This window comes from Aquimarina sp. 2-A2 (assembly GCF_045505135.1).
GTDB lineage: Bacteria > Bacteroidota > Bacteroidia > Flavobacteriales > Flavobacteriaceae > Aquimarina > Aquimarina intermedia.
The window spans coordinates 1-26,695 of the sequence record NZ_JBJKFI010000001.1 but is presented as its reverse complement, the minus strand read 5'-3'; the positions used below and the strand labels follow the sequence as shown (position 1 = coordinate 26,695).

Here is a 26,695-nt window from a genome sequence, read left to right as displayed (position 1 = left end):
GTGTGAAAATTTAATTAATATTTATTGTTACCCTAAGATACAAGATCTTATTGGGTTAATAAAATAATTACACAATTATAGCAGCTAGTGGTTCAGAGCTTTAAGGTTGATTAACCGTTTATTGCCTCTACATATTCCACTTTACCGTTTAGCATTTCTTTCAGCATATTTTCGATACCGTTTTTGAGTGTAAAAGTAGATGAAGGACAACCACTACAAGCTCCCTGCAAAATAACTTTGACCACCTTGGTGTCTGGATTATAGGAATCGAACATAATATTTCCACCATCGCTTGCTACCGCCGGTTTTACATATTCCTCAATTATATTAACTACCTCTTTGGACACGTCGTCTAGCTGTTCAAAGGAACTATCAGCCACTGCTTCTGATTCTTTCTTTGAAACTGTGGCATTAGCTGAAAGAACCTCTTTGCCGTCCTCTAAGTAAGTTTTGATAAACTCCCGTAACTCGAGGGTAATATCCTCCCATTGCGCCATGTCATATTTGCTAATGGAAATATAATTTTCATCAATAAAAATTTCTTTTACAAAGGGAAAATGAAAGAGTGCTTTAGCAAGCGGCGCATCGGTTGCCTCATCAATATTTTTAAACTCGTGTACAGATCCAATCAGTTTCTTATTGGCTACAAATTTAAGAACAGCAGGATTAGGAGTACTTTCTGCGTAGACAGTAATTGGAGACTTTTTAGTTGTCGTAGCAGCATCTTCAATGATCAACGGATCACCACTGTTTAAATAATCTTCAATTTGGGCTGCTACTTCTTGTTGCACATCCTCCCAGGCTACGATGTCGTACTTATCTATAGCAATAAAATTTTGTGAGATATATACTTTTTTTACAAAGGGTAAATAAAATAATTGCTGCGCAAGCGGGGTATTTTTCGCTTGGTCTATATTATCAAACTCGTAACTTGTATGTTGCGTCAAAAAATAGTTAGCTTCAAATTTTATGATACTTGGGTTTGAGGTACTTTCAATTTTTATCTCAAAATTCTTTTCCATGACTTTAATTTTTGCAAATTTACTAAATTAGATAAGGACTTAGCTATATAATAGAGTGCTTGTTTAGTTGATGAACGTTAAGAAATTAAAGTTTACTACAGTAATGATCTGGTTATGTATTCTTTATTTCACACATATCAAGTATGTTCTGAGTTTTATAAAGGGAGTTGAAGTAAAAATTTATATATTTGATACGTAATGCGATTTCATCTTGAAACTATACGTATGTATAAGAATTTGTGATAGATTTTGTGTACGCCCCCAAATTTTATTATACAATGAACATAAGATCGCTTATCCTTTTTATAGGTTTCATTTTTTGTCGTATACTTTGTGCGCAAGAGGGGATACCGGTATACACGGATTACTTATCTGATAACTTATATCTTGTGCATCCGGCAATGGCTGGAGCTTCTAATGCTAATAAAATTAGATTGACTGCGCGTAAACAATGGTTTGATGTAGACAACGCACCAAATTTGCAAACACTAAACGCAAATTTTAGATCAGGGGATAAGCTTGGCTTTGGTGCTTTAATCTATAAGGATGCCAATGGCAATTTTTCGCAAACAGGAATCTATACAACCATGGCCTATCACTTACTGTTCTCCAGGGATCGAACAGACCTCAATATGCTATCTTTTGGATTGAGCACCGCTTTTATTCAATCTAATGTCGACTTAAGAGGTTTACAGGATCGACTTGGATCTGATGCTGATCCTGTTGTACTGGATCGCGAGCAAAAAGAAGGGTATTTTAATATAGATCTTGGTTTCTCTTATCACTTTTTAGAATGGTATGCACACTTTACCGTAAAGAATGTTTTGCCGAGTACTCGCAAAATTTTTGATAACCCTACTCCCATAAGAGAATCCAATAATCAAAGACGTTATGTTTTTTCTTTAGGATATGTTTTTGAACTTGGTTTTATGCCGGATTGGCAAATCGAACCTTCTATTTTATATCAGGCAACCGATGGCACTATGGAAAGCTCAATTGATACAAATTTGAAGCTGTATCATAGTTTTGAAACTTTTAAAGTATGGGGAGGTTTATCGTATCGAAGAAGTTTTGATGGTGCTGAATTTTCGTCAGATGGCAGTGCTGTTCAAAATCAAAAATTACAATATATTACTCCTTTTATAGGAGGTAATTACAAGAAATTCATGTTTGGATACACATATAGTTATCAATCAAATTCGGTAGTTTTATCAGATGGAGGGTTTCATCAATTGACCTTGGGCTATGATTTTGGTAAAAGAAAAGAACGATGGAACTGTAATTGTCCTGCGGTTAATTAAAACGTGTCTATAAACTAAAGACGCATCGTTTTAAAAATTCATGTATTCAATTGTTACTTTATTTGCGTACGCAGTAAGAACTTGTGTAAGCGGTTCAACCTTGCCATTCGTATAAAACTGATAGTTCCTTTCAAACGAGGCTGATTTTGATAGTAGGGTGTGCTCGTTTAAGATAGCTTTAGTTTGTCTTGCTACGGCCTCTCCCGAATCAATGATATCTATACGGTCAGGAAGTAACTTCTTTAGCTGCGGAATCAAATAAGGGTAGTGGGTACATCCCAAAACGAGACAATCAATATTTTTTTCGATAAAAGAATCGGTATAGGAGTGAAGTAAGACTTCCATTTCGGGTGAATTGATAGATCCCTCTTCTATAAGCTCTACCAAGCCGGAGCCAGTAATTTCATGGATGTTAATCGTATCAGAGTATTTGTTTGAGGTTTTAGCAAACAGTTCACTGGATAAAGTTCCCTTGGTAGCAAGGATACCTATATTTTTTGTTTTAGTGCGCAGCGCTGCGGGTTTGATGGCAGGTTCAATACCAATAAAAGGTACATCATAGGATGTACGTAGATATTCGATAGCATTTGTAGTGGCTGTATTACATGCTACAACTATCATTTTGGCACCCATGGCAATCAGCTTTTCCGTGTTTTTTATGCTAAGCGCTACAATTTCATCTTTACTTCTTTGGCCATAGGGTGCGTAATAGCTATCGGCCAAATATATAGTATCCTCATTAGGAAGCAATGTGGTTATCGCTTTCCATATCGAGGTTCCACCGATTCCGGAATCAAAAATACCAATGGGATACTGCATGATTAAATAGGGTTTGTCCAAAAATAAAAAACAGTGAACGCAATGTCACTGTTTTTTCAAAATTTTATGGAGATATAAAAATGATTAAATACCTAAATCTTTTTTAACATCTGCCATTAAGTTTTTTCCGTCTGCCATGATAACACCGGTACCAGTAGTAGAATCTAACACATATTGAAAGCCTTGAGCTCTAGCAACCTTCTGAATAGAAGTACGTGCTTTTTCATAAATAGGCTTCATTAACTCAATCTCTTTCTTTTGAAGATCTTGTAAAGCGTTAGTTCTATAATCGTTGATGCTTTTCTCTGTAGTTTGAATTTCCTGTTGTCTCTTCATATTCTCTTCGTCAGTTTTAGTTTCTGCTTCTTGAGAATATTTTTTGATGGTATTTTGAAGTTCTAACACCATATTTCTAATTTCGGCATCATAGGTTTTATTCAATTTTTCTATTTCGCTTTTGGCAGCTTTAAAAGCAGGCATAGCTTCAACTAATTCTTGAGACGCTATATGTGCTACTTTAGACTGTGCATTCACAAAACTTGTTGCTCCAATAAACAATGCACAAGCTACTAATAAGGTTCTAAATTGTTTCATTTCTAGTAATATTAAGGGTGTTTAATTTAAAATTTATTTTCTAATCGTTATTATTTTCTTTTTTTAAATTCCGTAAAGAATCTTTTTTGCGTTCTTGCATTTCAATTAATTTTGCACGTCTCGCTTCAAACTCTTTTTTCTTTATATTTCTCAATGAATCACGCAGTGCTCTGCGTTCTTCAATCAGTTTTTCTCGTTCTTCCTGCTTTTCCTGAATCGCTTTTTCACGGTCACTCACCTCGTTTTCCTGTTCGACACTTCGATCATCAGCTTGTTGTACGGCTTGTTTTTCCCTTTTACTTGTTAGTTGTTTCCTTTTAGCCGCTCTGTTGATCCTTAAGAGCACTTGATCACTTACATCCCAACGATCGGCAGAGTACAACATTAATAAATCTGAAGATTTATCAAAAATAAAATCATACTTTTTATTTTCTGCAATTTCTTGAACAGCAACAAATACTTGATCTTGTACCGGCTGCACTAACCTTCTTTTTTGCAAGAATAAATCACCATTAGGTCCAAAACGTTTTTGTTGATATTCTAAAATTTCTTTTTCTTTAAACAGTATATCTTCTTCGCGTTCCCCAATCAACTCCTTAGTCAATAGCACACGCTCATTATTTAAGTCAACTCGCATTTGATCTACCACCTTAAGCTCAGCTTCGATCTCAACTTTCCATTTTTGCACTTTAGACTCAAGTTCTGCAGCCGCTTCATTATAATCAGGAACATTTTCTAATATATAATCCATATCAATATAACCGATACGAACACCTTTTTGAGCTTGTATAGGTGTAGAAAAACATAACCAGATAATTACTGTCGCTAATCCGAGAACTTTAGTTTTCATAGTTTGGTTTGTGTTATTGAAATAATCATGCCAAATTTAAAATTGCTGTCCGATAATGAAATGTGTTTCCCATCCATTTGAATCATTTGTTCCTGGAATTGGATCAAATCCATATCCAAAGTCAATACCTAAAAGTCCAAAGGCAGGCATAAAAATTCTTAGTCCTGCTCCGGCAGATCTATTAAGTTGAAAAGGATTAAATCCTCTAAAGCTATCATAAGACGCACCACCTTCTAAGAAACCAAGCATATAAATTGAAGCCGAGGGCTTCAAGGTTATCGGATAACGTAACTCTAACGAATATTTATTATAGATTGTTGCCCCGTCATTTTCAAAATCAGTCGAATTAGCTCGGCTCAGTGGTACCAAGGATTGATTTGGATACCCTCTTAGGGCTACAACTTCTCTACCATCAAGGCTTGTAGCTCCCAGTCCATCCCCACCTAAATAATAGCGCTCAAAAGGAATGTTTCCTCTGTTGTTGTTGTAGGCTCCAAGAAAACCATATTCAGCACTTGTTTTAAGTACTAAAGGTTGTTTCCCAATTAAAAACAGTGAAGTGTACCAGGAAGCATCGAATTTAATCTTGTAATATTCTAGCCATTTAAAACGCTCCTGATCAATTTCTCCGATCTCTTCTCGTAAAAGTATTCTCTTACTATCTCTTTGTTCAATAGGTACATTGTCTAATTGTTCTTCTTCATTCTCAATATTCTCTCTTCTTTCAGCCAATTCACTGTAATCTACTCCATCAAAAAGTGAGTAGGGGAGTGTAAGTTTTGCGACCAGATTAAATTCAGACCCACCTGTTGGGAAAATCGGGTTTACCGAAGTGTTATTTCGATTAATACCAATAGTATAAGCCAAGTTATTTGATGATCCATTACCAAAGGTAAACAAACCTGTATTATAATTTTGTAAATTATAGTGCTGTATGCTTACTGCCTGTGACAAGGTAAAGTAGTTGTCAGGCCAATTTAAACGTTTTGCAATACCAATTGATCCACCTGTAATAAAGAATTTTTGATCTTTACTTACGTCTCGTGTTCTTTGATCAAATAAAAACTGGATTGTATGAGAAAACGAAGTAGAAAACTGATATGGTTTTTTACCCCCGAGCCAAGGCTCTATAAAAGATAGACTATAGGTTTGGTAAAACCTACTAGCCTGTGCTCTCAAACGCAGCGTTTGTCCATCTCCCATCGGTAATGGGCTATAAGCTTCTTTATTAAAAATATTTTTAATGGAGAAGTTGTTAAAAGCTAATCCGAGCGTTCCAACAAATCCACCACCACCAAAACCACCTTGTAATTCTATTTGGCTGGCTCCTTTTTCTACTACTGGATAATTAATGTCAATAGTTCCTGCATTAGGATCCGGATTTTGAAATTGTGGCTCCAATTGCTCCGGGTCAAAGAATCCCAGTTGACCAATTTCTCGAACAGTACGCACTACCAATTCCTTGCTATATCGTTCTCCCGGTTTAGTTCGCAAAATACGATATACTACGTGATCATTCGTTTTATCGTTTCCGGTAACGGTAATTTTGTCAAAGTGAACTAGTTTACCTTCTCTGATACGGATCTCAAAATCAATAGTGTCATTTTGAATTTTGGTTTCTACCGCATCTATACTTGAGAAAAGATATCCGTTATTCTGATATAAATTCGTAAGATCATTTGCATCAGGTTTTGTATTGTCTGCAATTTGTTTTTCAAGCAACACGCCATTATACACGTCTCCTTTTTGTATAACTAGCTGTCTCGCCAGTTGAGCATCTGTGTATACACTATTACCTAAAAATCTAATATCTCCGAAGTAATGCTTATTTCCTTCTTCTACGGTAAGGTTAAGGGTGATGTCATCGTCATCTTCAACAATTAGTGTATCAGAAATGATTCGGGCATCCCTGTAGCCTTTCTCCTTATATTTTGAAACTAAAGCATCTTTATCGTCTTCATAATCGGACTGAATGAATTTTGAACGCTTCCATAACCTCCAAAACTTTTTCTCTTTCGTATTTTTCATGGCACGCTTTAACTTAGCGTCACTTAGCTGCTCGTTACCAACAATGTTGATGTTATCGACCTTAACTTTGTCGCCCTTATCAATTCTTACAAGCATATTCACTTTGTTAGTTGGCACTGTATCCTCAACGGGGGTGGTGTTAACAACTACCTTAGTATTAAGAAAACCATCTTTCTTGTATTTGTTAATGATAAAGTTACGTGTAGTAGTAATAAGGTTTTCAGTAACCTTTATACCTTTTTTAAGGTCATTGTCTTTTTTGAGATCCTCAGCTTTACGTTTTTTGACACCTTCAAGACGTACGTCGTTAAGTTCCGGCACCTCCTGAATATTTAATTCAAGATACGCCACATCACCTTCTATTTTAGTGATAAATAAATTAATGTCACTAAAAAGTTCTAGATCCCATAATTTTTTAATGACTTTACTAATGCGGTCACCGGGCAAGAATATACGTTCTCCATTTTTTAAACCAGTAAAGGTAATTACCGTATTTTCATTATAGGTAGTGGTTCCTGTGACTGTGATGTCTCCAATGGTGTATTCTTTCCCGTTAATTCCGGGTAAGCTTTGTGCTGACAATGATAATGTACTTAATAAAAAGGTAAGTAATACAAAATACGTAACCGGTAATTTTTTTGTCTTCTTGTTAACTAAGCTGATCACTAGTTTTTCCAAATCTTCTTTCTCTTTGTTGATAATTGTAAATAGCTTCAAATAAATGTGGCTTTTTGAAATCCGGCCAAAGTATTTCTGTGAAATACAGTTCTGCATAAGCAATCTGCCAAAGTAAAAAATTACTGATGCGTTGTTCTCCGCTGGTGCGAATTAACAGATCAACATCTGGTAAGTTTTTAGTATACAAATGCTCATTAATGACGGCTTCATTTATGAGATGTGGCGAAATTACATTATTTTTAACTTTAATGCTTATTTCTTGGATAGTTTTTATAAGCTCTTCTCGGCTTCCATAACTGAGTGCTAAGGTGAGCTTCATGTGGTGGTTGTCCTTAGTCTTTTCAATAACTTCGAGCAGTTCGTGTCTCGCTTTATCGGGTAAGGATTCTAAGTTCCCGATAGCGCATAAACTAATATTATTTTTTTGAAGCGTTTTTATTTCTTTCTTCAATGCGCTCACCAACAACTTCATTAAGGTGTCTACTTCAAGTTTAGGTCGGTTCCAGTTTTCTGTAGAAAAGGCGTATAGCGTAAGATTTTCTACTCCAATTTCTGCAGCGCCTTCTACCGCTTCTCGTACCGCTTTTGTGCCATTTTCATGGCCTATTGCTCTAAAAAGCCCCTTCTTTTTGGCCCAGCGTCCATTACCATCCATGATGATGGCGACATGCTTAGGGATGTTAGGGGATAGTTGTTCTTTTGTAATCATTTTTAAAAAACACAGTAACATGGCATTCTTCCCCAGGTAAATGACAATGTCAATCCTGTAAATACATACCAGTCATTATTATCAAGGTTACCAAATCTGGCTCCTATATCATCTTTAGGATTACTTCCGTCAAGATTGTCGGTAAACGTATAGCGCGCTCCAATTTCTGCTCCTAAAACAAATTTGCGGCCTAACGTTTTCTTTATACCAAGCACCATAGGAATTGCAAAGGTCCAGGCGTCGTTTATTTTATTGATTTGGTCATCTGTATTAAGTGCCAAATTGTTATAGTTTAAGGTGGTGATACCTGTATACAAGTAGGGGGTGAACTGGGGTCTGCCATCATAAAGATACCATTCCCAAAAGTTATATTCCATTCCTACTGAGAGTTCTTTTACTGTATTAGAAAAACTATAGCCACGTTGTGCCCGGCGATCATCACCTTTTGTGTCATTGGCTTGTAATCTAGCGTATAAAAAAGATGCTCTAAAGGCATGTCTTTTGCTCCGGTTCCACTTTCCGATGGCTCCAATAGCTATAGCATTAGGAGCAATATAGGTAGAAGCTCCGACATCACCGATGTAATTAGCGCCACCCGCCATAAGGCCTACCTCATAGGTTTGAGCTAGACTTAAGTGTGTAAAACACGACATGAAAATAAGGACTAGTAAGTATCTCATAGATTTTCAAAAGTTTGCAAATATAACAATAAACTCAACGACACAAGAATTTGTGCTAAATAGTATGATTTTAAAACATTTTTTAGCTCAGTTTATTGTCTAATTACGTTTATCTTCTCCCCAAAGCATTTTTTTTCTCAACGTTTTTAGAAAATTATCGTCTTCCAAAACTACCATATTTATCTTGAATGGGGCTTTTTTAATGATTACCGTAGTATCATTAGGTAGCGTATGGATTCTCGAGTCTAAGGAAACTAAGTAGTCATCTTCTCTACCTGATATCTGTAACTTGATTTCTGTATTATCAGGTATAACTAAGGGTCTGGCGTTAAGATTGTGAGGTGCGATAGGGGTAAGAACCATACTCTCTGCATCAGGCATTATCACCGGTCCGCCACAACTCAAGGAATAGCCTGTGGATCCGGTTGGGGTAGATACAATAAGACCGTCCGCCCAATAAGAAGTTAAAAATTCTTCATTGAGGCTGGTGTGTACTGTAATCATCGAAGTGGTGTTTCTACGACTAACCGCGATCTCGTTCATGGCAAAATTAAGAACACCAAATTCCTCTGTTTCGGGAATGGTTTTTATAGTCACCAAAGTTCTCGGAGAGATATAGTACCGCTGATTAAGTATCAACTCTATACTATCTTTTATTTCTTCCTTTTGAATGGTAGCCAAAAAGCCTAAGCGTCCTGTATTTATACCTGCAATGGGAATCCCTAAATCACGCACGTAGGTAATTGTTTTTAAGATCGTTCCATCGCCACCAATACTAAAAAATAAATCATAACTATGATCCAGCTCTTCGAAGGTGCTAAAATGTGAATACGATTTATCAATGTCTTCATGAAGATGAATAAGCTCCAAAAAGTTTTTTTCAATGACAACCTCTACATTGTTTTTGTCTAATGTTTCTAATAGTTGCTGAATGTAAATACTCGAATTAGGATGATAAAACTGACCGTAAATACCAATCTTCATTATGCGAAGGGTGTTTAAAAATTAAATGTTTAAATATTTCTCAAGGTATTTAGAGCGCTCTTTTAAATTTTCCAAAAAACTATCTTCACTATGTTTTGATACAATCTCATAACTATACCTTCTAAAAGTTTGTACAATATTATTGAGGTCGGTATCATTAATTTTAACTGTAACTTGAACACGATCATCGCTGAAACTGGAAATAAAAAGACCTAATATTTTTGCGTTATTGGACTCTATAATCTGAGCAACTTCGCTAAAACTATAGTCTTTAGTTCCTTTTTCTACTACAAGAATGTTACCCGGTTCACTTAAGAAAGGGGTTTCATTAAACATGCTCATAATATCATTAAGTTCGTAAAAGCCCAAAAATGCATTATTTTGATCAAGTACAGGCATGATATTACTGTCATTTTGTGCAAAGAGTTCTAAGATATCCAGCCAATTTGCATCTTCTCTGGTGTAAAAACCCTCTAAAGCGTATTGATAGAAATCCAATGACTTGTCAACTTCAAAACAACGAATATCTGTCTCCGACACACAACCCAAATAAATAGAGTCCTTTACAACAGGAAAATGGGTGTAGGTGAGTTGATTAAATAACTGCTGCGCTTCTTTTACAGTTGATGTGGTAGACAGCGGGGCAATTTCCTTCACTATGTAAAATTCTGTTTTCATATTTGATAGCGCTATTTCATGCAAAATAATCAAAAAAATGTAACCGTGGCGGCTTCAACTTTGTATTTTTGTTAATTACCATAATTACATCAAAAACTATGACAAAGTTAAGTGTTAATATAAATAAGATTGCCACATTGCGTAACTCGCGTGGAGGCAACACTCCCGATTTGTTAAAAGTAGCAACAGACATACAGCGATTTGGTGCCGAAGGTATTACCATTCATCCCCGGCCCGATGAACGTCATATCAGGTATCAGGATGCTTACGATTTGAAACCTATTGTGACCACAGAATATAATATTGAGGGAAATCCCATTCCAAAATTTGTGGATATGGTACTGGCAATACAACCAACTCAGGTAACCTTGGTGCCTGATGCAGTTGATGCGATCACGAGTAATGCAGGTTGGGATACAATTAAACACGTATCCTTTTTAAAAGAAGTTATTCAGGAGTTTAAGCGTAATGACATTCGAACATCCATATTTGTCGATCCCGATATTGCAATGGTTGAGGGAGCCAAAGCGACTGGTGCAGATCGCATAGAGTTATATACCGAAATGTTTGCAGAAGAATTTAAAAAAGGGAATAAGAAAGCCGTGGAGTCCTATACGATTTGTGCAGAAAAAGCGATTGAATTGGGGATAGGTATAAACGCAGGACACGATTTGTCTTTGGATAACATTAAATTCTTTAAAGAAAATGTTCCGCAACTTTTAGAGGTTTCCATCGGACATGCTTTAATTTGTGAAGCTTTATATCTTGGGATAGAAAATGTAATTAATATGTATTTACACCGTCTCAAATAAGGGTGCGCATTCACTTATAAACTTGTAAACAAAATACGGTATGAAATTATACGCTAATATCATCGGATCCGGAAAGCCTTTTATTATTCTGCATGGCTTCCTGGGAATGGGGGATAACTGGAAAACGCTGGGGAAGAAAATTGCTGGTCATGGGTTTGAGGTTCATTTAATAGATCAACGTAATCATGGTAGAAGCCCCCATAGTGATCAATTTAGTTATCCAATTTTAGCTCAGGATCTTGAAGAATATTGTGATGACAACGAACTGAACGATATAATTTTATTGGGGCATTCCATGGGAGGAAAAACGGCTATGTTTTTTGCGAGTGAAACGCATGTGAGAATACGCAAGTTGATTATTGCAGATATAGGGCCTAAATTTTATCCGCAGCATCATCAGGACATTTTGATGGGATTAGAGAACCTTCATACGACAGCGTTGACCAGCAGAACGGATGCTGATACTATGTTAAGTGAATTTGTTCCTGAAATGGGGACAAGACAGTTTTTATTAAAGAATTTATACTGGAAGTCAAAAGAACGATTAGGGTTACGAATGAACCTTGAAGCACTTACCAAAAACATTAATGAGATTGGTAAGGAGCTTCCGGCAACATACAAGTATCCAGGAGAAACTTTATTTCTTAAAGGAGATCGCTCCAATTATATTTTGCCTACTGATGAGGAAGGTATTAAAAAACACTTTACAAACTCAGTTATCAAAGAAATCTCAAAGTCAGGACATTGGTTGCATGCCGAGAACCCCAAAGATTTTTTAATTGAAGTATTGGAATTTGTCAATAAATAGCTTTAAAAAGCTATGTATGCATAATATTTTGTTGATTTTGTTGGATAATTGGTATTTTCTTTTAAATTTGAAACTATTATTTTACAAAATTCAAAAAAACAATTCCGATCAATTATGAGAAAACTATTATTATTAGTTCTATTCGTTTTGGTAAGCTCGCTTACCTATGCCGGCGGATATAGAGTTAGTGTGCAAGGACAGAGAGCTATGGCCATGGGTCATGCAGGAGTGGCTGTTGTGAATAGCGCTGAATTAGTGTTTTTTAACCCTGCGGGTCTTGTATATCTAGAAAACAGATTAAATGTTAGTGTAGGCGCCAGTGGGGTATTTACCGATGTTATTTATCAAAATGAAGCCCTGGGTATTTCTTCAGAAACAGATAATTCTGTAGGAACACCTTTTAACGTATATGCTTCTTACAAAGTGAATGATTGGATGGCACTTGGTTTAGGTGTGTATACACCTTACGGAAGTGAAGTGATTTGGCCTGATGATTGGTCAGGATCACACTTAGTAAACAATATTGATCTTGCGGCAGTTTATATTCAGCCAGTAGTATCGTTTAAATTATCAGACTATTTCAGTATTGGTGGAGGACCTATTTTTGTGACCGGTTCGGTGAATTTTAACCGTAATCTAAGTAGAACGCTAACGGATATTGATGGAAACAGATCTGAAGTAACCATTGATGATAGCGGAGTTAATAATTGGGGATGGAGCGTGAGTGCCATGTTCAACCCATCAGAAAAACTACGTTTAGGATTCTCGTATCGTAGTGAAATCATTTTAAAAGCTGAAGGCGGAGAGGCTGTTTTTGAAAACGTGCCTAACTCTCCGGCTGTTCCGGCATCTAACGGGACTACTACTTTTGATGCAGAATTACCTTTGCCTGCTGAGTTAACGATTGGATTAGCGTATGAATTCTGTGACAAATGGTTATTTGCTTTTGATTTTAACAGACAATATTGGAGTGTGTATGAATCATTAGATATAGATTTCAAAAATACGGATGCTAATCCAGATTCAAAAAATCCACGTAACTATAAGGATTCTTCGGTATACCGTTTTGGTTTACAATACGAGGCAACTTCAAAAATTACTTTAAGAGCTGGATACTATCGTGATGAATCACCTGTGCGTCCTGGATATTTCGCTCCGGAAACACCACGTAATGATTCAGATGGATTTACAGGAGGTTTAAGTTTTGCAATCACACCTAAACTAGCAATCGATGCCTCATTTTTCTACTTGAGATTTGAAGAAGTTGATGCGAGCTATGACTTTAATGCAGATACCAATGGACAGGCAGTTCCGTTTGAAGGTACTTACAAGTCAAGTGCATTCTCACCTGGTTTAGGATTAACGTATAAATTGTAATTGAAAATATTAAGAAGATGATGAAAAATAATATAAAATATCTTGCTATCCTAGCACTAGGAATAGTGGCTTGTGAACCAGAATTTGACAATCCGGTAGAAGAATCAGACGTATATGTAAGTGGAGAGGCTGATTTCTCAAACTATGTAGCTTTAGGAAATTCTCTAACAGCCGGTTATGCTGATGCCTCATTGTATATTACTGGTCAGGAAAACTCGTATCCGAATATTTTGGCACAACAATTCGAATTTGCCGGCGGTGGCGAATTTAAGCAGCCATTAATGGCCGATAATACAGGAGGATTGCTTTTGGGCGGAACTCAAATTCAACCCAATCGATTGGTATTGGCTTTTGATGCCGAAGGAAACCCTGGTCCTGCTGTGTATACTGGCGGACAGGCTTCGACCGATGTTTCGACTACTTTAACCGGACCCTTTAACAATCTTGGAGCCCCTGGAGCAAAAAGCTTTCATTTAGTGGCTGAAGGCTATGGGAATGTTGCCGGAGTAGCAGCAGGTTTAGCAAATCCGTATTATGCACGTTTTGCCTCAAGTGCAAACGCTTCTATTATTGGAGATGCTGTATCACAAAACCCAACTTTTTTTAGTCTTTGGATTGGTAATAATGATATCCTTGGGTATGCAACCTCAGGAGGTGTGGGTGTAGATCATAATGAAACAGGAAACTTGGATCCGACAACTTATGGAAGTAACGATATTACCAATACGAATGTTTTTGGCAGTGTATACAGTCAGTTAGTTGCTGGTTTAACAGCCAATGGAGCTGAAGGTGTGGTATTAAATATACCTGATGTAAAGTCAATACCTTTCTTTACATTTAGACCTACACTTGATGCTACTCAGGTAGCTGGATTAACCGGATTCTATAAATTAGTTGCTGGTATTATGACACAGCAAATCGCAATGAGTGGTGTGCCATTAGAACAAGCGGCACAAATTGCTTCACAGTATGAATTTACTTTTGAAGTGGACAAACCAAATGCTAGAATAATTCAGGTGGCGCCAACTCCAACAAATCCATTGGGGCTGATCAGGCAAACAGATGAGTTGATTTTATTAACGTCTACAGAGTCTGGATTTGCGACTATAGACGCAGAAATTACTGCCATTCTTGAAAGAGCCGCAATGGATATATTACCGACTCCAGAAGAGGGGGCACAGATTATTGATGCTATTGATGCAGTAAGCTTAGATGAAAATTATTTGGATGATGAAGAGCAGACTAAAATAGCTATGGCGCAAGCTTCGTTTAACGCAACAATAAAAGCAATTGCAGATGCTAATGACTTGGCATTTTATGATGCTAATGCTGCTTTATCGCAAATTGCAAACGGTGGTATTGCCTATGATGGCGGTGTGATTACTTCACAATTTATAAGTGGTGGTGCATTCTCATTAGATGGAGTACACCCATCACCCCGTGCGCATGCAATATTGGCCAATGGGATATTGGATGTTTTAAAAGAAAAATACAACACAAACTTACCAAGAGTTAAAGCAGGTACCTATGGTACAGTTACTTTAAGTAATGATGTGAATTAATATTTTTTGAAATTATAAAAAAAGCCTGTTAAGACACTTTCTTAGCAGGTTTTTTTATTACGTTAATTTCGTACCTTTCATCTCATAAAATAAAATTTATGAAATTTATATTAAAAATTATTCTTAGTGCATTAGCTGTTATGATACTGGCAGAGATTCTTCCGGGCGTGATGGTTGTAAACTATGTTAGCGCTATCATCGTAGCCGTGGTGTTGGCTGTCCTTAATGCTGTACTAAAGCCCATTTTAGTAGTATTGACCTTACCGGTTACGATTCTGACACTTGGGTTGTTTTTGTTAATAATAAACGCCGCAATAATTCTAATCGCAGATCACTTTATTGGAGGGTTCAATGTGAGTGGGTGGTTGTGGGCATTGATCTTTAGCGTGTTACTCTCAATATTCCAATCTATTTTATATTCACTTCTAAATAAAGAATAAAGGCAACTGTTATTCAGTTAGTTAAAACTTTGTTGGGATATAAAAAAGTATTACTTTTGCATCCCGATTTTTAAGTAGAAAAAGTAGAGATAATGAATATTTCAAAAGAACAATTAGACGAATTAAATGCTGTAGTTACTGTAGATATTGCTAAAGCTGATTACAGTGATAAAGTAGAAAAAATATTGAAAGACTACCGTAAGACGGCTAACATTCCTGGTTTTAGAAAAGGACATGTGCCTATGGGCTTTGTAAAGAAGCAGTACGGTAAAGCAGTGCTGGTTGATGAGGTAAATAAATTATTGCAGGATGCATTAAATAAATATCTTACCGAAGAAAAGCTTGACGTCTTAGGAAATCCTTTACCTAAGGAGCAAGAAGATTTTAATTGGGATGCAGATGATTATTCATTTCAATTTGAACTAGGTTTAGCTCCTGATTTTGAAGTGAATATCAATGGTAAAAAGGCTATCACGCATTATAAGATCGTTCCTACAGAGGAGATGATCGATAATCAGGTAACTACTATGCAAAAGCAATACGGAAAATTGATCGCTAAGGATGCTGCTGAGGCTGGTGATGTTTTATCCGGTACTTTTGCGAATGAAGAAGAGGCTATTGAGAATACTACGACTGTAGAGCTTGATAAAATTAAAGGAAAGAAAAATCTGGACAAATTTATCGGAGCTAAGGTAGGCGATGTGATTACGGTTAAAACTAAAGGTTTATTTGAAGATGATCACGATCTTATCGGTGCGTTAAAAATAGACCATGACAAAGCACATGATTTGAATATTGAGGTTACATTTACAGTAACTGAGGTTAATACACAAGAGCTTGCTGAGTTAGATCAGGAATTATTTGATAAACTATATGGTCCTGGTACAGTAAAAACCGTTTCAGAGCTTAAAGATAAAATCAAAGCAGATGCTGAACGTCAGTTTGAGCAGCAATCAGATCAACAATTGTTGAATGCTGTGACAGAGAGTATGCTCGAGAATACTAAATTTGAACTACCGGCTGAGTTTTTGAAAAAATGGATTCAGGTAACCGGGGAGAAAGCTTTATCAGAGGACGAAGCAAAAGATGAGTATGAAAAAAGCGAAAAAGGATTGCGTTATCAACTGATCGAAGGTAAAATTATTAATGAGAATAACCTTCAGGTTACCTTTGATGAATTAAAAGCGTTTGCTAAGGACTTAATTAAGTCTCAAATGGCACAATTCGGTCAAATGTCTCCAGAGGATAAAGAGCTTGAAGATATTGCTGCACGTATTTTGTCAAATCAGGATGAGGTAAAACGTATTTCTGAACAATTAATGAGTCAGAAAATGTTAACGTTTTACAAAGAGAATGCTAAATTAAAGACAAAAGAGGTTACTTTTGATGAGTTTGTTAAGGAGGTTTACAAATAATTCTTCGACCAAACTATAAGAATTTATACTTATATTTAAGGCGTTTAACCGGTATAGGTTTGCGCCTTTTTTTAAAAATAAATTACTCAAAAAAATACTATGGATTACGGAAAAGAATTTGAAAAATATGCCACCCAGCATCACGGGATAAATAGTAACTATTACAATCAAATAGTTAGTAGTATGTATCCTGTAGGGATGACTCCAAATATTATCGAGGAACGTCAAATGAATGTTGCGATATTCGATGTGTTTTCTCGCCTAATGATGGATAGAATCATTTTTTTGGGCACAGGAATCAATGATCAGGTTGCTAATATTATTCAGGCGCAGTTATTGTTTCTGGAAAGTGTAGATTCTGCAAAAGATATTCAAATCTATATCAATTCTCCCGGAGGTAGTGTGTATGCAGGTCTTGGAATTTATGATACGATGCAGTTTATAAAACCTGATGTAGCAACAATTTGTACGGGTATGGCTGCTTCTATGGGAGCTGTATTACTTTGTGCCGGTGAAAAAGGAAAACGTTCCGGATTGCCTCATAGCCGAGTGATGATTCATCAACCGCTTGGAGGAGCGCAGGGACAAGCCAGTGATATAGAAATTACAGCAAGAGAAATCCTAACGTTGAAGGAAGAGTTGTATAGAATTATCGCAAAACATTCTGGTCAGACCTATGAGAAGGTATATGAAGATAGTGACAGAGATTACTGGATGAAGGCAGACAAAGCATTAGAATACGGTATGATTGACGAAATTCTTACCAGAGATTAACAAATATGCGCTATTTTGCTACGTTGTGTAAGTTATAGTAGTAAAATACCACTAATAATGAAATAATACATTATGCCGAAAGAAGACTTAGAATGCTCATTCTGCGGGAGGAAAAAGCCTGAAACCAATCTGCTTATTGCAGGATTAGATGCTCACATCTGTGATCGTTGTATCGTGCAGGCTCATGGGATTGTGGTTGAAGAGGCTAAAGATGAAGATACAGGAGAGCTGAGTAGTGAACTTATGCTACGTAAGCCAATGGCTATCAAAAAGTTTTTGGACGATTACGTGATCGGTCAGGAATTTACTAAAAAAGTAATGTCTGTAGCGGTTTATAATCACTATAAACGCTTATTACAACCGGTAACTGATGATGATATCGAGATCCAGAAAAGTAATATTGTCATGGTTGGGCAGACCGGTACTGGAAAAACGCTGATTGCCAAAACCATTGCCAAAATGCTAAATGTACCCTTAGCAATTGTTGATGCTACAGTACTTACTGAAGCCGGGTACGTGGGGGAAGATGTAGAGAGTATTTTGACACGTCTTTTGCAAGCAGCAGATTACAATCTGGAAAAAGCGCAGCGAGGTATTGTATTTATCGATGAAATCGATAAGATAGCACGTAAAAGTGACAATCCAAGTATTACACGTGATGTGTCGGGAGAAGGTGTGCAACAGGCCTTACTAAAACTTTTAGAAGGAACTGTAGTAAACGTTCCACCAAAAGGAGGGCGTAAGCATCCGGATCAAAAGTTTATCGAAGTAAATACGGAGAACATCCTTTTTATAGCGGGAGGAGCTTTTGATGGAATCGAAAAGATCATCCAGAAACGTCTCAATATGCAAGCGGTTGGATTTAGCGCTTCAAAAAGTGAAGATGTTATCGAAAAAGATAATATGTTGCAATACATTATTCCTAAGGATCTAAAAGATTTTGGATTGATTCCAGAAATTATTGGACGTTTACCTGTATTGTCGCATATGAATCCTTTGGATAATGAAACCTTGCGTTCTATTCTAACAGAACCCAAAAATGCAATCATCAAACAATATCAAAAACTGTTTGAGATGGATAATATTGAGTTTTCTGTTACTGATGGTGCTTTGGATTATATTGTCGAGAAGGCGGTGGAGTATAAGCTTGGTGCGCGTGGATTACGTTCGCTTTGCGAGGCAATCTTAACAGATGCTATGTATGAAATGCCGGATAGCAAGGATACAGAATTTAGAGTTACCAAAGATTACGCAGATAAGAAGTTAAATAAATCAACAATTAAAAAACTGAAAGCGGTTTCTTAAGCACTTGATTTAATTATTTTATACTCATTTAAAAAACGAAAGTCTAGGCTTTCGTTTTTTTCGTTTGTAGTAGAAACGATCCTAATTGATGGTTAAAATACCTTCTGTAAATGCGGTGCTAACCCATACGTCAATAGGTGTTATCTCTTAATGAGGTAGATACAAGAATCGATTAAATACTTCGATGGATCACAATTAAGGGTGTTAGCCCTATAATAAGTTATTATTTGGATAAGTAGCTGCACTATAAGACTTAAATTAAGGCTTTCTTACCCAATTTTGGGGCCTCTTGGCCCTTACTCAACTGCTTTGAAGTAGTAATGTAACGCTTCGCATTACGTATGTGCTATATCCAGCTAGTACACCAGAAGGGGGAGGGGGTGTTCTAATGATTTAGTACCATTTTTAGTGCTCCTTTACAATGAGTGCCTTTATTCTTTGTTTTTTAGTCACTCGTTTCTGTTTTGCTCGAATTGGCGCTGGAGCGTATTTTCTAAGTGCAGAAATAATCTTTTTCCTATCTCAGTATTTATTTTAGGAGAAATTATATCTCTAATTAAAGAGTGTTCCTCTTGGTATTTTTTTATCATCCCTATGTTTCTATGTAAAAGACTGAACTCAACATTGGCTATTCGATCAGCTAGTTTTACGTTTATAGCGTTTTGATTAGTAGCTATGTTTTCAAAGGTCTTTTCTTTGTTTTTTACCTTACTTTTCAAAGGGTCTTTTATGTTGCTAACGAGTTCTACAATTTTTCTGACATCTTCTCCACAGTTTGAAGTTATCCAGGCTTTATCTGCATCCGTATCTTCTATAACGTCGTGTAACCAAGCCGCTGAAAATAAATCAATGTCTTTTTGTAACTCAGCACCAAAGTGTAATAATATAGAAACCACGTTTGTTAGATGAATTTCATAAGGGTGCTTCCCGTACCGTTGGGATTTATGTTTTTTTATGGCATAATTTCTACTTTTGATAATTTTATAAGGAGTACTGAGAACTACTATTTCTTCTACTATTTTTGGGTCGATTTTATCCTTTTCATCTATCCATCCTGTTACATAATGATTCATGAATGATTTAATAACAGGAGTTTGTTTTTTCCAATCTCCGTTTTCAAAGGATGCAAGGCTAGAAATGTTGTCATTAACAGATTTTCCTGCAATTACCCTAAGAACGATATCTTTATTATTGAATTTATGTATATAGAAATAATAATCTAATAAATTATCTCCTTCTAAACTTTTTATTAATTTCGATTCATTGTTTTTAGGAAACAAATTTATTGCAGGGTTATCCTTAACTCGTTTAACATACGAATATAAGTGATAGGAAAAATTAATGTGCTCCCAATCTGGTTCGTACCCAAAAGGGTCAATTAAAGGTTCTCTTTCGTTTTTGTACTCCTCTCGTATTAAAAGAACATCATTTTTAAATACTTCAAAGTAGCTTAATTCATCATAATTATAGTTTACTTGATATTTAATATTGATTGACTCATCTATCAATAAGGATTGGTCTTTAAGAAAAAGATAATTTGATTTATTATAAGTAAATATAGAAAAGATAGAACCATTAATGACTTCATATTCACCAACAATATTATGTTTTTTCTTTTCAGAAATTAATTCTTCATTCTCAATAGAAATACTTTGAGTTTTTTCAGTGGGTATAAGGTCGATACCTAAATTTGAGTAAAATCTTTTTAACATTATCTCATTCTATATTTTATTAAGATTTTTTCTAATTCTTGGAGTTCTGATGAAGTTGCTTTGTCGGTAAAAAAATCATAAAAGTTTGTTCCCAATTCCTTTTGGGTTCCTCATGCTGTTTTGGAAGATTCCTCAGCAATAGCTTTATAAATTTCATTAAGTTGTGATTGAGAGGGTTTATCGCGTTACAAACGCTCTTTATTATTTCGTCACTCGTTTCCGCTTCGCTCAAACGAGCGCCAGAGGGATTGGTCATGCTATTGTTTAATAGTTTTAATACTTAGTTAACTATTTTTTGAATCTTTATAAATCTATTTCCAATTGTAAATGATTAATGATGTAATGCCAAAACTAAGAATGGCTAAAAAAGCAAACCCAATTATAGGCTTGATTGTATTACTACTTTCATTAAATGTTACTTTATTTGGGTTTTTACTTTTTGGAACCAATACATTTATTTCATCATTCTTATTTGGTATAGGTTTCGGACCAAATCTTTTAAATGCAAAATGTATATCATCATCTTCTTTTTCATATATATCACTATCTAAAACAAAACGATATAATATTCTCAATTGCTTGTCAGGGAATAAATAACTAAACTTAATAATTGGTGTTTTTATCCACTCTGTTTTAATAACTTTTGCCTTTATCATTGTACCATTTTTAAAATCTATATGGTTTATGATTCCCTTCAATACCTTGTAGGTAAAGAAAACTCCCATTAAACTGGATATGATCAATATGGTTAAAAGGTCATTCATTTATTCTCGATAGATTAAAAAAATCGTTGTTATATTTCCTTGGAAGATTTTATAATTAACCTTCCATATTGTTGTAAAAAGCCGTACCAAGCAATTTCCATTGTTCTTCTCATTTTTGACAAATAATTTTCAATTACTCCTAAGTGTTCAATGTTTTCAATTGAATATTCAAAGAAATTTACATTGCCTTTACTTACTTGTCCTCTAGAAATCCAATAGGATTCAAAAAAAAGATCACATTTTTCATTTATAGAATTTTTATCGTTAATCGAAAAACTATCACTAGAAAATTTTTTTCTCTCTTCAAAAAAGAGGCTTTTTAACTTGATTATACTTTCTTCTATTTCATCATGCTTTTGGATGTTTTCTCTAAGAATATATAATTGTTGAAAAATCAAATAACAACGATTCTTAGTTGCTTCAAAAAAAATATCCAGCTCATTATAACAATTTCTGCTCATAGGCTTATTTTGTGAATTCTCTATATTACTTCGTCACTCGTTTCCCCTTCGCTCAAACGAGCGCCAGAGGGAAGTCTCGCTCGTACCGTTTCTGTTTCTGTTTTTGCTCCTTTTCTTTGTGTTATCAAGTTACTGATCATATTTTCATTACTCTTGCCGTCACGAGCGAGGCGCTCGCGCTAGCTGGGGAGGTTTTATCTTTAGTAATTAAGTAATTGAATTGTCTAACGTATAGGTGACATAAGTTTTCCAATCATTATACGGAATATCATTATGAGGTGATTTTATTAGTAAAGTGTTCCAAGGTTTCCATTCCTCAGTTAATTCTTGATTTGTTATTTGATGATGTTCTATTAATGCATTTTCTATATAATCAGGTAAAGGCATTTCTGAGATTCTGTAAATATTATTTTTTATAAGTGTTATATTGTAAATTACCTTATTTTGAGAGATCTTAAATTCGAACTCTCCTTTATCCCAGGATGATTCATAGTAATCAAACTCTCCATCATCATCTAAAACAGGAGTTAATAAACCTTGCTCTTTTTCATAATCAAAAATTCGATTCATCATAGTTTCATTGAGCCATTGATAGAAAACATTAGCACTATTTAACTTGTCTTGTTTTTCTTTTCCATCATCCCACCAATATTTTTCTTTATATGTGCCATCAGGGAAAATTATCACTTCTAATTTGTTAAATCTGTCATTTATATTCTCTAGCTTGTTTAAATATAATTCTCGATTATAATTTGTGAAAAATCTGTATTCTTTTGGTTTTACATCTAATCTCAAATATTCTTTATCTAATAAGTAATAAATATTTCTATTTAATTTCCCTTCACTAAATATTAATACACATTTAGCTTCTTCCCACATATAATTAGAAAGTTTTTCTGTTACATAATCTATAAAATCTTTTATCATTTTATAATGGATTAAAGTATTCGTCACTTAGGTTATTATTTTTAGCCCCATCAACATAAATATGTCTACATCAATAGAATCAGGTCTTTTAGAACTCCCATTAAAATTAAATTCCATTTCAATTTTGATATTATTTGGAGGATTCGGTGATTGTATCATGTCGGATATGGCTTTTTCCATTTGATACCATGCTCCAGATCTATTTTCTGTTGCATTCTGAGAAAAGTAATTTATTTGTTCACTAGGACCTCCCCCTGCTAGCGCGAGCGTCTCGCTCGTGCCGATATTTATATGGTTATGCCAATTCAAGTAAAAATCCATTGCTATCTATCTCAAAATTGTATGATCATCCGCTCGCGCCAGCGAGGTCATATTTTAACTTTATTTTTATCAAATTGATCATAAACGCTGATTCCTTTAGTTATCAAAATATATATAACCCATATTTGAAAACTAATACAGATTATTGAAATTATTAAAACAATATAGCCAAGTATTGGTGTTTGTTTTTTGTATTCTATAATTTTTATTCCATTTATCTCCAATTCATATAATTTATCTTCCGCATAGCTATATTGATAGATTTTATTATTTGTGTTATTACTACCCAAGACTACTTTATCACCAAAACTATATTTGTTTAAAATAGGTTGATGAAATATTGTAACGATTTTTTTAAGTGCTGAATCATTTATTATAGTTGAAAACTCTTTTTCTTTATTTTCAATTGACAAGACCAGAGAAGGAGAACCACTTATTTTAATTTTTTCTATTTTAATTGATAAAGGAACTGTATGCATTGTAGTTAAATCACTTTTATCTTTATTATAGGAAAATAAGCCATAACTAAGATATAATAGTAAAAATCCTACTAGTAAAAAAAGTATAGATAAAAACCATCTCCTTTTATAATACTGTGTTTTTGATAAAATCATTTGTAATATCTTATACCTTTTACAATTATTTATTAGTATTTGGATCTTCAGTTTAGTTGTTGTTTCAGGAAATCATAAGACTTTAAAGAAATGAGTCTTGTTTTTTTATCATCTACAAAATAAAAACTATATATGACAAAATTGACCATAACATTAAGATAGCGGTTGCTACAATCATTCTCTTCTTTCTGACTAAATGCGGTTTTAAACTACATCGACTTGGTTGGTTTTTTACTACGAGTAATTGTATTTCATCACCAACAGCTCCGGTAAACTGGTTTTCCGTAATCTTTTCTTTTTTGGTATATTTTTTTCCATCCACTTCATATTCTAACATAATTTCGATAGCTCTTTTCTCACCAACTAACATTTTGTTAGATGGTCTCTGAAAAACTTCATATTGTTCGATTTCTTTGATCATAGCAGAAATAGTATAAGACATATACTTAAAAATATAGTACCGGTAACTCTCGTATGCTGCAAGTACTAACAATATTATTTCTATGATAATTAGGTATGCTGTCATTTCTTAAATCGAACTATTTTTTTTTACTGCTAGCACGAGCATCTCGCCCTTGCTATTTAAATTGCTAGAACCTTTTTTACTTTCATATATAGTCAGAACTCCCAGTTATTCGTTATTGAATTTATATTTTCTACTCATTTTTTTATCAATTTTTATGATAGGACAAGCATCTTAATCGTACTGTTCTTTCTTATTATAGTTCTCTCTTTTTACTCTTGCCGTCACGAGCGGGACGCTCACGCTAGCCAAGTGTATTCCTAATTAATCTAAGTAAATTCATTTTAGTCTTGACTGTTTTTAAACCAGATCTCCTTGTACTATAAAAAATAAAAATTTCACTTTCTTTTTTAGATTCCATAATAATATCTAGCAATAAAGATAATCCCCATATTAGAGAATCAATACCTCCTGAATACAACTCGTAGTCTTTTTCCAAAATATTTTTTGTGTAAAAAACTTCGTTTCTTTCAAATCTACCTTCCCATTGTGCTACTTCTGGAGGATTATTCTCTCTTTCTTCTAAAAGTAATAAAAGCTTAGTCTTTACTTTGGATTTTAGCAATCCCAAGTTCGTACCTCCAATACTATATAAATACTTATTACTTCTTTTAATAACAAGTTTTTCGAAAAAAGATTCAGAAAGTTCATACAAACCTTCTTTAGATTCTTTTTTTCCGAATATTTCTTTATCTGAATGAAGGCTAAAAATATTAATGATATCCATAATTATCTATTTAAAAAAGACATTGTAACTTCGTCAGATGTATTTTTAATTATCTTAACTTTATTGAAGCTCTCTCTCGCAAAAATTTTTCCAGAGGGATTATTTTTTATACTTTATCGCGCTACAAACGCTCTAGTTAATTTCGTCACTCGTTTCCGCTTCGCTCAAACGAGCGCCAGAGCGATTCAGGGCTCTCCCACAACCCAAATATTGTTATGCTCTCAGGAGATTTACTACCTCCTAAAGAAAATATTGTTAAAATGTAGTTGTCTCCGTGTTTTTGGGATGCTAAGTAATAGGTGTCGTATTTGTGTTTTTCATGGTAAAATGAAAATTCACCCTTATTATTGAATACAAATCCAAATCCAAATTGTTCTGCTACATACTCCAATGTTTCTTTCGCTATAGTAGAATTTCTATCTATTTTTCTAGTTCGCTCACTGAAGAGTTCAATTTTGTTGTTGTCATATTCAATGTAGGACTTTGAATAAACTTTAAAGTCGGTTGATGATAACCAATTGTCGTATGTTTTATCAATATTAAATGTTTTCAAACCGTCATAAAATTTATACAGTTTTTTTCTTCTTATTGTATTTTCTAAATTCGATGAAGATGAATTAATTAGTTTAACCTTTTTTTGTAAAAAGCTATATTGGCCTATTTTAAGTTTTATTTGTGGTATTATTTCTATGATACTTTTAACCCAGTTATTATCAACTATTTCTTTATCAATTAATTGAAATTCTTTAACTCCTTTTAGTGCCTTTTCAGCAAATTGAAGTACTAAGCTGAAAAATTGGCTTTTGTCTAGTACCGAAATATCTTCCATTACATTAAATCCGACATAATTCATCGGAACTTTAATTTCATCTTCATCATCTTTGTGTTCTCCAAAAATTATTTCAGAATATTCCATCTGACTGAAATCCCATTCTTTTATGCAATTCGTCAAAAAGATTGGAAAATTTTCTATTCTTATTGAAGGTATCAAGCCAACTAAATCTTGATGTTTATCGATATGCTTATTGTCAATTCTCTCAATATCAAATAATCGATTAAAACCCTTAACTAAATATTTATGTGTAATAATTAAATTGTACATCTTTACTCTGATATCCACCAAGTACTTATAACCTTATCTCCATCAACTTCTTTATAAAAATCTTCGATAATCATACTACCTCATTTCCAGAGATTGATCTATTTGATCTTGATATACTTAGCTGATCAAAGGTGTTGTTCGAAATAGCATTGTTTATTGCTGATTCGAATGCTCGTTTGAAACGAGTACTTATTTTATAATTGTAATTGTCATTCTTTTTATCACTTATCGCGTTACAAACGCTCTATATTATTTCGTCACTCGTTTCCGCTTCGCTCGAATATGCGCTGAAGGTGATAATTTAAAATTCACTCCACCACAATCTTTCGTACATAATTTTTTTCAGGAGACTGTATAAGTAAGAGGTATACTCCTGTTGCTAAGTTTCCTTTAAGACTGATCGGGATGGTATACGCTTTACTCCCTGTGTTGGATGCGGAGTAAAGCAACGTATTATTTACCATACTGAACAGTTTGATATCCACCGGCGCTTCTTTCTCAAAGGTCAGGTCGATTGTAAAATCTCCTTGTGAGGGATTAGGGTAGAGACTCAGCTCGGAGTTTCCATTATTCTTTTTATCAAAAGAGGCGGCATGTACTTCGATAGTTTTCGTAGCGAAAGCTTCACATGCGCCAATGGTTGTTTTCATGATCAGCTCATACGTCCCTGCCTTTTCAAAAGCAATTTCTGCATAACCTTCTGTACTT

General features: G+C 34.7%; 28 protein-coding genes. 9 read left to right on the top strand and 19 right to left on the bottom strand.

The window, feature by feature from the left end; all coding sequences use genetic code 11:
- Positions 1-110: 110 nt before the first annotated feature.
- Entirely contained in the window at positions 111-1,022 is a 912-nt protein-coding gene (locus ACJRPK_RS00140) for a NifU family protein (RefSeq protein WP_407137881.1), read from the bottom strand.
- A 278-nt stretch (positions 1,023-1,300) separates the two neighbouring features.
- Between ACJRPK_RS00140 and ACJRPK_RS00135 the strand changes: the two genes are divergently transcribed.
- Positions 1,301-2,323: a type IX secretion system membrane protein PorP/SprF gene (locus ACJRPK_RS00135; protein WP_407137880.1), complete on the top strand. Its 1,023-nt coding sequence runs from the start codon at positions 1,301-1,303 to the stop codon at positions 2,321-2,323.
- Positions 2,324-2,353: 30 nt separating this feature from the next.
- Here the strand turns inward: ACJRPK_RS00135 and murI are convergent, their stop codons facing one another.
- The 8 genes from murI to ACJRPK_RS00095 all read right to left on the bottom strand — a co-directional run bounded on the left by murI (position 2,354) and on the right by ACJRPK_RS00095 (position 10,343).
- On the bottom strand, positions 2,354-3,142 hold the full coding sequence (gene murI / locus ACJRPK_RS00130; RefSeq protein WP_407137879.1) for a glutamate racemase: 789 nt from the start codon (positions 3,140-3,142) through the stop codon (positions 2,354-2,356).
- A gap of 84 nt (positions 3,143-3,226) precedes the next feature.
- Positions 3,227-3,736 (bottom strand): OmpH family outer membrane protein, encoded by a 510-nt coding sequence (locus ACJRPK_RS00125; protein ID WP_148781603.1) that lies wholly within the window; start codon positions 3,734-3,736, stop codon positions 3,227-3,229.
- Between the two features lie 40 nt (positions 3,737-3,776).
- On the bottom strand, positions 3,777-4,586 hold the full coding sequence (locus ACJRPK_RS00120; protein ID WP_407137878.1) for an OmpH family outer membrane protein: 810 nt from the start codon (positions 4,584-4,586) through the stop codon (positions 3,777-3,779).
- A gap of 36 nt (positions 4,587-4,622) precedes the next feature.
- Positions 4,623-7,331 (bottom strand): outer membrane protein assembly factor, encoded by a 2,709-nt coding sequence (locus ACJRPK_RS00115; protein WP_407137877.1) that lies wholly within the window; start codon positions 7,329-7,331, stop codon positions 4,623-4,625.
- Entirely contained in the window at positions 7,264-8,001 is a 738-nt protein-coding gene (locus ACJRPK_RS00110; protein WP_407137876.1) for an isoprenyl transferase, read from the bottom strand. The genes ACJRPK_RS00115 and ACJRPK_RS00110 overlap by 68 nt, the downstream gene beginning before the upstream one ends.
- 2 nt (positions 8,002-8,003) lie before the next feature.
- On the bottom strand, positions 8,004-8,681 hold the full coding sequence (locus ACJRPK_RS00105; protein WP_407137875.1) for a DUF6089 family protein: 678 nt from the start codon (positions 8,679-8,681) through the stop codon (positions 8,004-8,006).
- A gap of 99 nt (positions 8,682-8,780) precedes the next feature.
- Positions 8,781-9,665 (bottom strand): NAD kinase, encoded by an 885-nt coding sequence (locus tag ACJRPK_RS00100; protein ID WP_148781599.1) that lies wholly within the window; start codon positions 9,663-9,665, stop codon positions 8,781-8,783.
- A gap of 21 nt (positions 9,666-9,686) precedes the next feature.
- The gene (locus ACJRPK_RS00095) at positions 9,687-10,343 is read right to left on the bottom strand and encodes a CBS domain-containing protein (protein ID WP_407137874.1); all 657 of its coding nucleotides are present in this window, start codon (positions 10,341-10,343) and stop codon (positions 9,687-9,689) included.
- A gap of 98 nt (positions 10,344-10,441) precedes the next feature.
- Between ACJRPK_RS00095 and ACJRPK_RS00090 the strand changes: the two genes are divergently transcribed.
- From ACJRPK_RS00090 to clpX, 8 genes are all read left to right on the top strand, one after another.
- Positions 10,442-11,155 carry a pyridoxine 5'-phosphate synthase gene (locus ACJRPK_RS00090; RefSeq protein ID WP_407137873.1) on the top strand — a complete coding sequence of 238 codons (714 nt, stop codon included), beginning with the start codon at positions 10,442-10,444 and terminating at the stop codon, positions 11,153-11,155.
- Between the two features lie 40 nt (positions 11,156-11,195).
- The gene (locus tag ACJRPK_RS00085) at positions 11,196-11,963 is read left to right on the top strand and encodes an alpha/beta fold hydrolase (RefSeq protein WP_407137872.1); all 768 of its coding nucleotides are present in this window, start codon (positions 11,196-11,198) and stop codon (positions 11,961-11,963) included.
- A 114-nt stretch (positions 11,964-12,077) separates the two neighbouring features.
- A complete protein-coding gene (locus ACJRPK_RS00080) occupies positions 12,078-13,340 on the top strand; it encodes an OmpP1/FadL family transporter (protein ID WP_407137871.1) in 1,263 nt (420 codons plus the stop codon).
- A 17-nt stretch (positions 13,341-13,357) separates the two neighbouring features.
- The gene (locus tag ACJRPK_RS00075; protein WP_407137870.1) at positions 13,358-14,902 is read left to right on the top strand and encodes a G-D-S-L family lipolytic protein; all 1,545 of its coding nucleotides are present in this window, start codon (positions 13,358-13,360) and stop codon (positions 14,900-14,902) included.
- A gap of 98 nt (positions 14,903-15,000) precedes the next feature.
- Positions 15,001-15,342: a phage holin family protein gene (locus ACJRPK_RS00070; RefSeq protein WP_148781594.1), complete on the top strand. Its 342-nt coding sequence runs from the start codon at positions 15,001-15,003 to the stop codon at positions 15,340-15,342.
- 92 nt (positions 15,343-15,434) lie between these two features.
- Positions 15,435-16,757 (top strand): trigger factor, encoded by a 1,323-nt coding sequence (gene tig / locus ACJRPK_RS00065; RefSeq protein ID WP_407137869.1) that lies wholly within the window; start codon positions 15,435-15,437, stop codon positions 16,755-16,757.
- Positions 16,758-16,856: 99 nt separating this feature from the next.
- Positions 16,857-17,531 carry an ATP-dependent Clp endopeptidase proteolytic subunit ClpP gene (gene clpP / locus ACJRPK_RS00060; protein ID WP_148781592.1) on the top strand — a complete coding sequence of 225 codons (675 nt, stop codon included), beginning with the start codon at positions 16,857-16,859 and terminating at the stop codon, positions 17,529-17,531.
- Between the two features lie 72 nt (positions 17,532-17,603).
- A complete protein-coding gene (clpX, locus tag ACJRPK_RS00055; protein WP_407137868.1) occupies positions 17,604-18,836 on the top strand; it encodes an ATP-dependent Clp protease ATP-binding subunit ClpX in 1,233 nt (410 codons plus the stop codon).
- Positions 18,837-19,285: 449 nt separating this feature from the next.
- Here clpX and ACJRPK_RS00050 read toward each other — a convergent pair whose 3' ends face one another.
- From ACJRPK_RS00050 to ACJRPK_RS00005, 10 genes are all read right to left on the bottom strand, one after another.
- Positions 19,286-20,548 carry an HD domain-containing protein gene (locus ACJRPK_RS00050; protein WP_407137867.1) on the bottom strand — a complete coding sequence of 421 codons (1,263 nt, stop codon included), beginning with the start codon at positions 20,546-20,548 and terminating at the stop codon, positions 19,286-19,288.
- Positions 20,549-20,859: 311 nt separating this feature from the next.
- Complete coding sequence (locus ACJRPK_RS00045; RefSeq protein ID WP_407137866.1) at positions 20,860-21,204, bottom strand: hypothetical protein; 345 nt, start codon at positions 21,202-21,204, stop codon at positions 20,860-20,862.
- Between the two features lie 137 nt (positions 21,205-21,341).
- Positions 21,342-21,773: a hypothetical protein gene (locus ACJRPK_RS00040; RefSeq protein WP_148781586.1), complete on the bottom strand. Its 432-nt coding sequence runs from the start codon at positions 21,771-21,773 to the stop codon at positions 21,342-21,344.
- A 207-nt stretch (positions 21,774-21,980) separates the two neighbouring features.
- Entirely contained in the window at positions 21,981-22,700 is a 720-nt protein-coding gene (locus ACJRPK_RS00035) for a hypothetical protein (RefSeq protein ID WP_407137865.1), read from the bottom strand.
- Positions 22,701-22,727: 27 nt separating this feature from the next.
- Positions 22,728-23,021, bottom strand: coding sequence for a DNA/RNA non-specific endonuclease (locus tag ACJRPK_RS00030; protein ID WP_407137864.1), 294 nt, complete (start codon positions 23,019-23,021; stop codon positions 22,728-22,730).
- Between the two features lie 47 nt (positions 23,022-23,068).
- Positions 23,069-23,635, bottom strand: a complete 567-nt coding sequence (locus tag ACJRPK_RS00025; protein WP_407137863.1) for a hypothetical protein — start codon at positions 23,633-23,635, stop codon at positions 23,069-23,071.
- A 112-nt stretch (positions 23,636-23,747) separates the two neighbouring features.
- The gene (locus ACJRPK_RS00020; RefSeq protein ID WP_407137862.1) at positions 23,748-24,161 is read right to left on the bottom strand and encodes a hypothetical protein; all 414 of its coding nucleotides are present in this window, start codon (positions 24,159-24,161) and stop codon (positions 23,748-23,750) included.
- A gap of 241 nt (positions 24,162-24,402) precedes the next feature.
- A complete protein-coding gene (locus ACJRPK_RS00015) occupies positions 24,403-24,885 on the bottom strand; it encodes a hypothetical protein (protein ID WP_407137861.1) in 483 nt (160 codons plus the stop codon).
- Positions 24,886-25,030: 145 nt separating this feature from the next.
- On the bottom strand, positions 25,031-25,987 hold the full coding sequence (locus tag ACJRPK_RS00010; RefSeq protein ID WP_407137860.1) for a hypothetical protein: 957 nt from the start codon (positions 25,985-25,987) through the stop codon (positions 25,031-25,033).
- A 308-nt stretch (positions 25,988-26,295) separates the two neighbouring features.
- Positions 26,296-26,695, bottom strand: a 400-nt coding sequence (locus ACJRPK_RS00005; protein WP_407137859.1) for a T9SS type A sorting domain-containing protein, incomplete at its 5' end; no start/stop codon positions are given.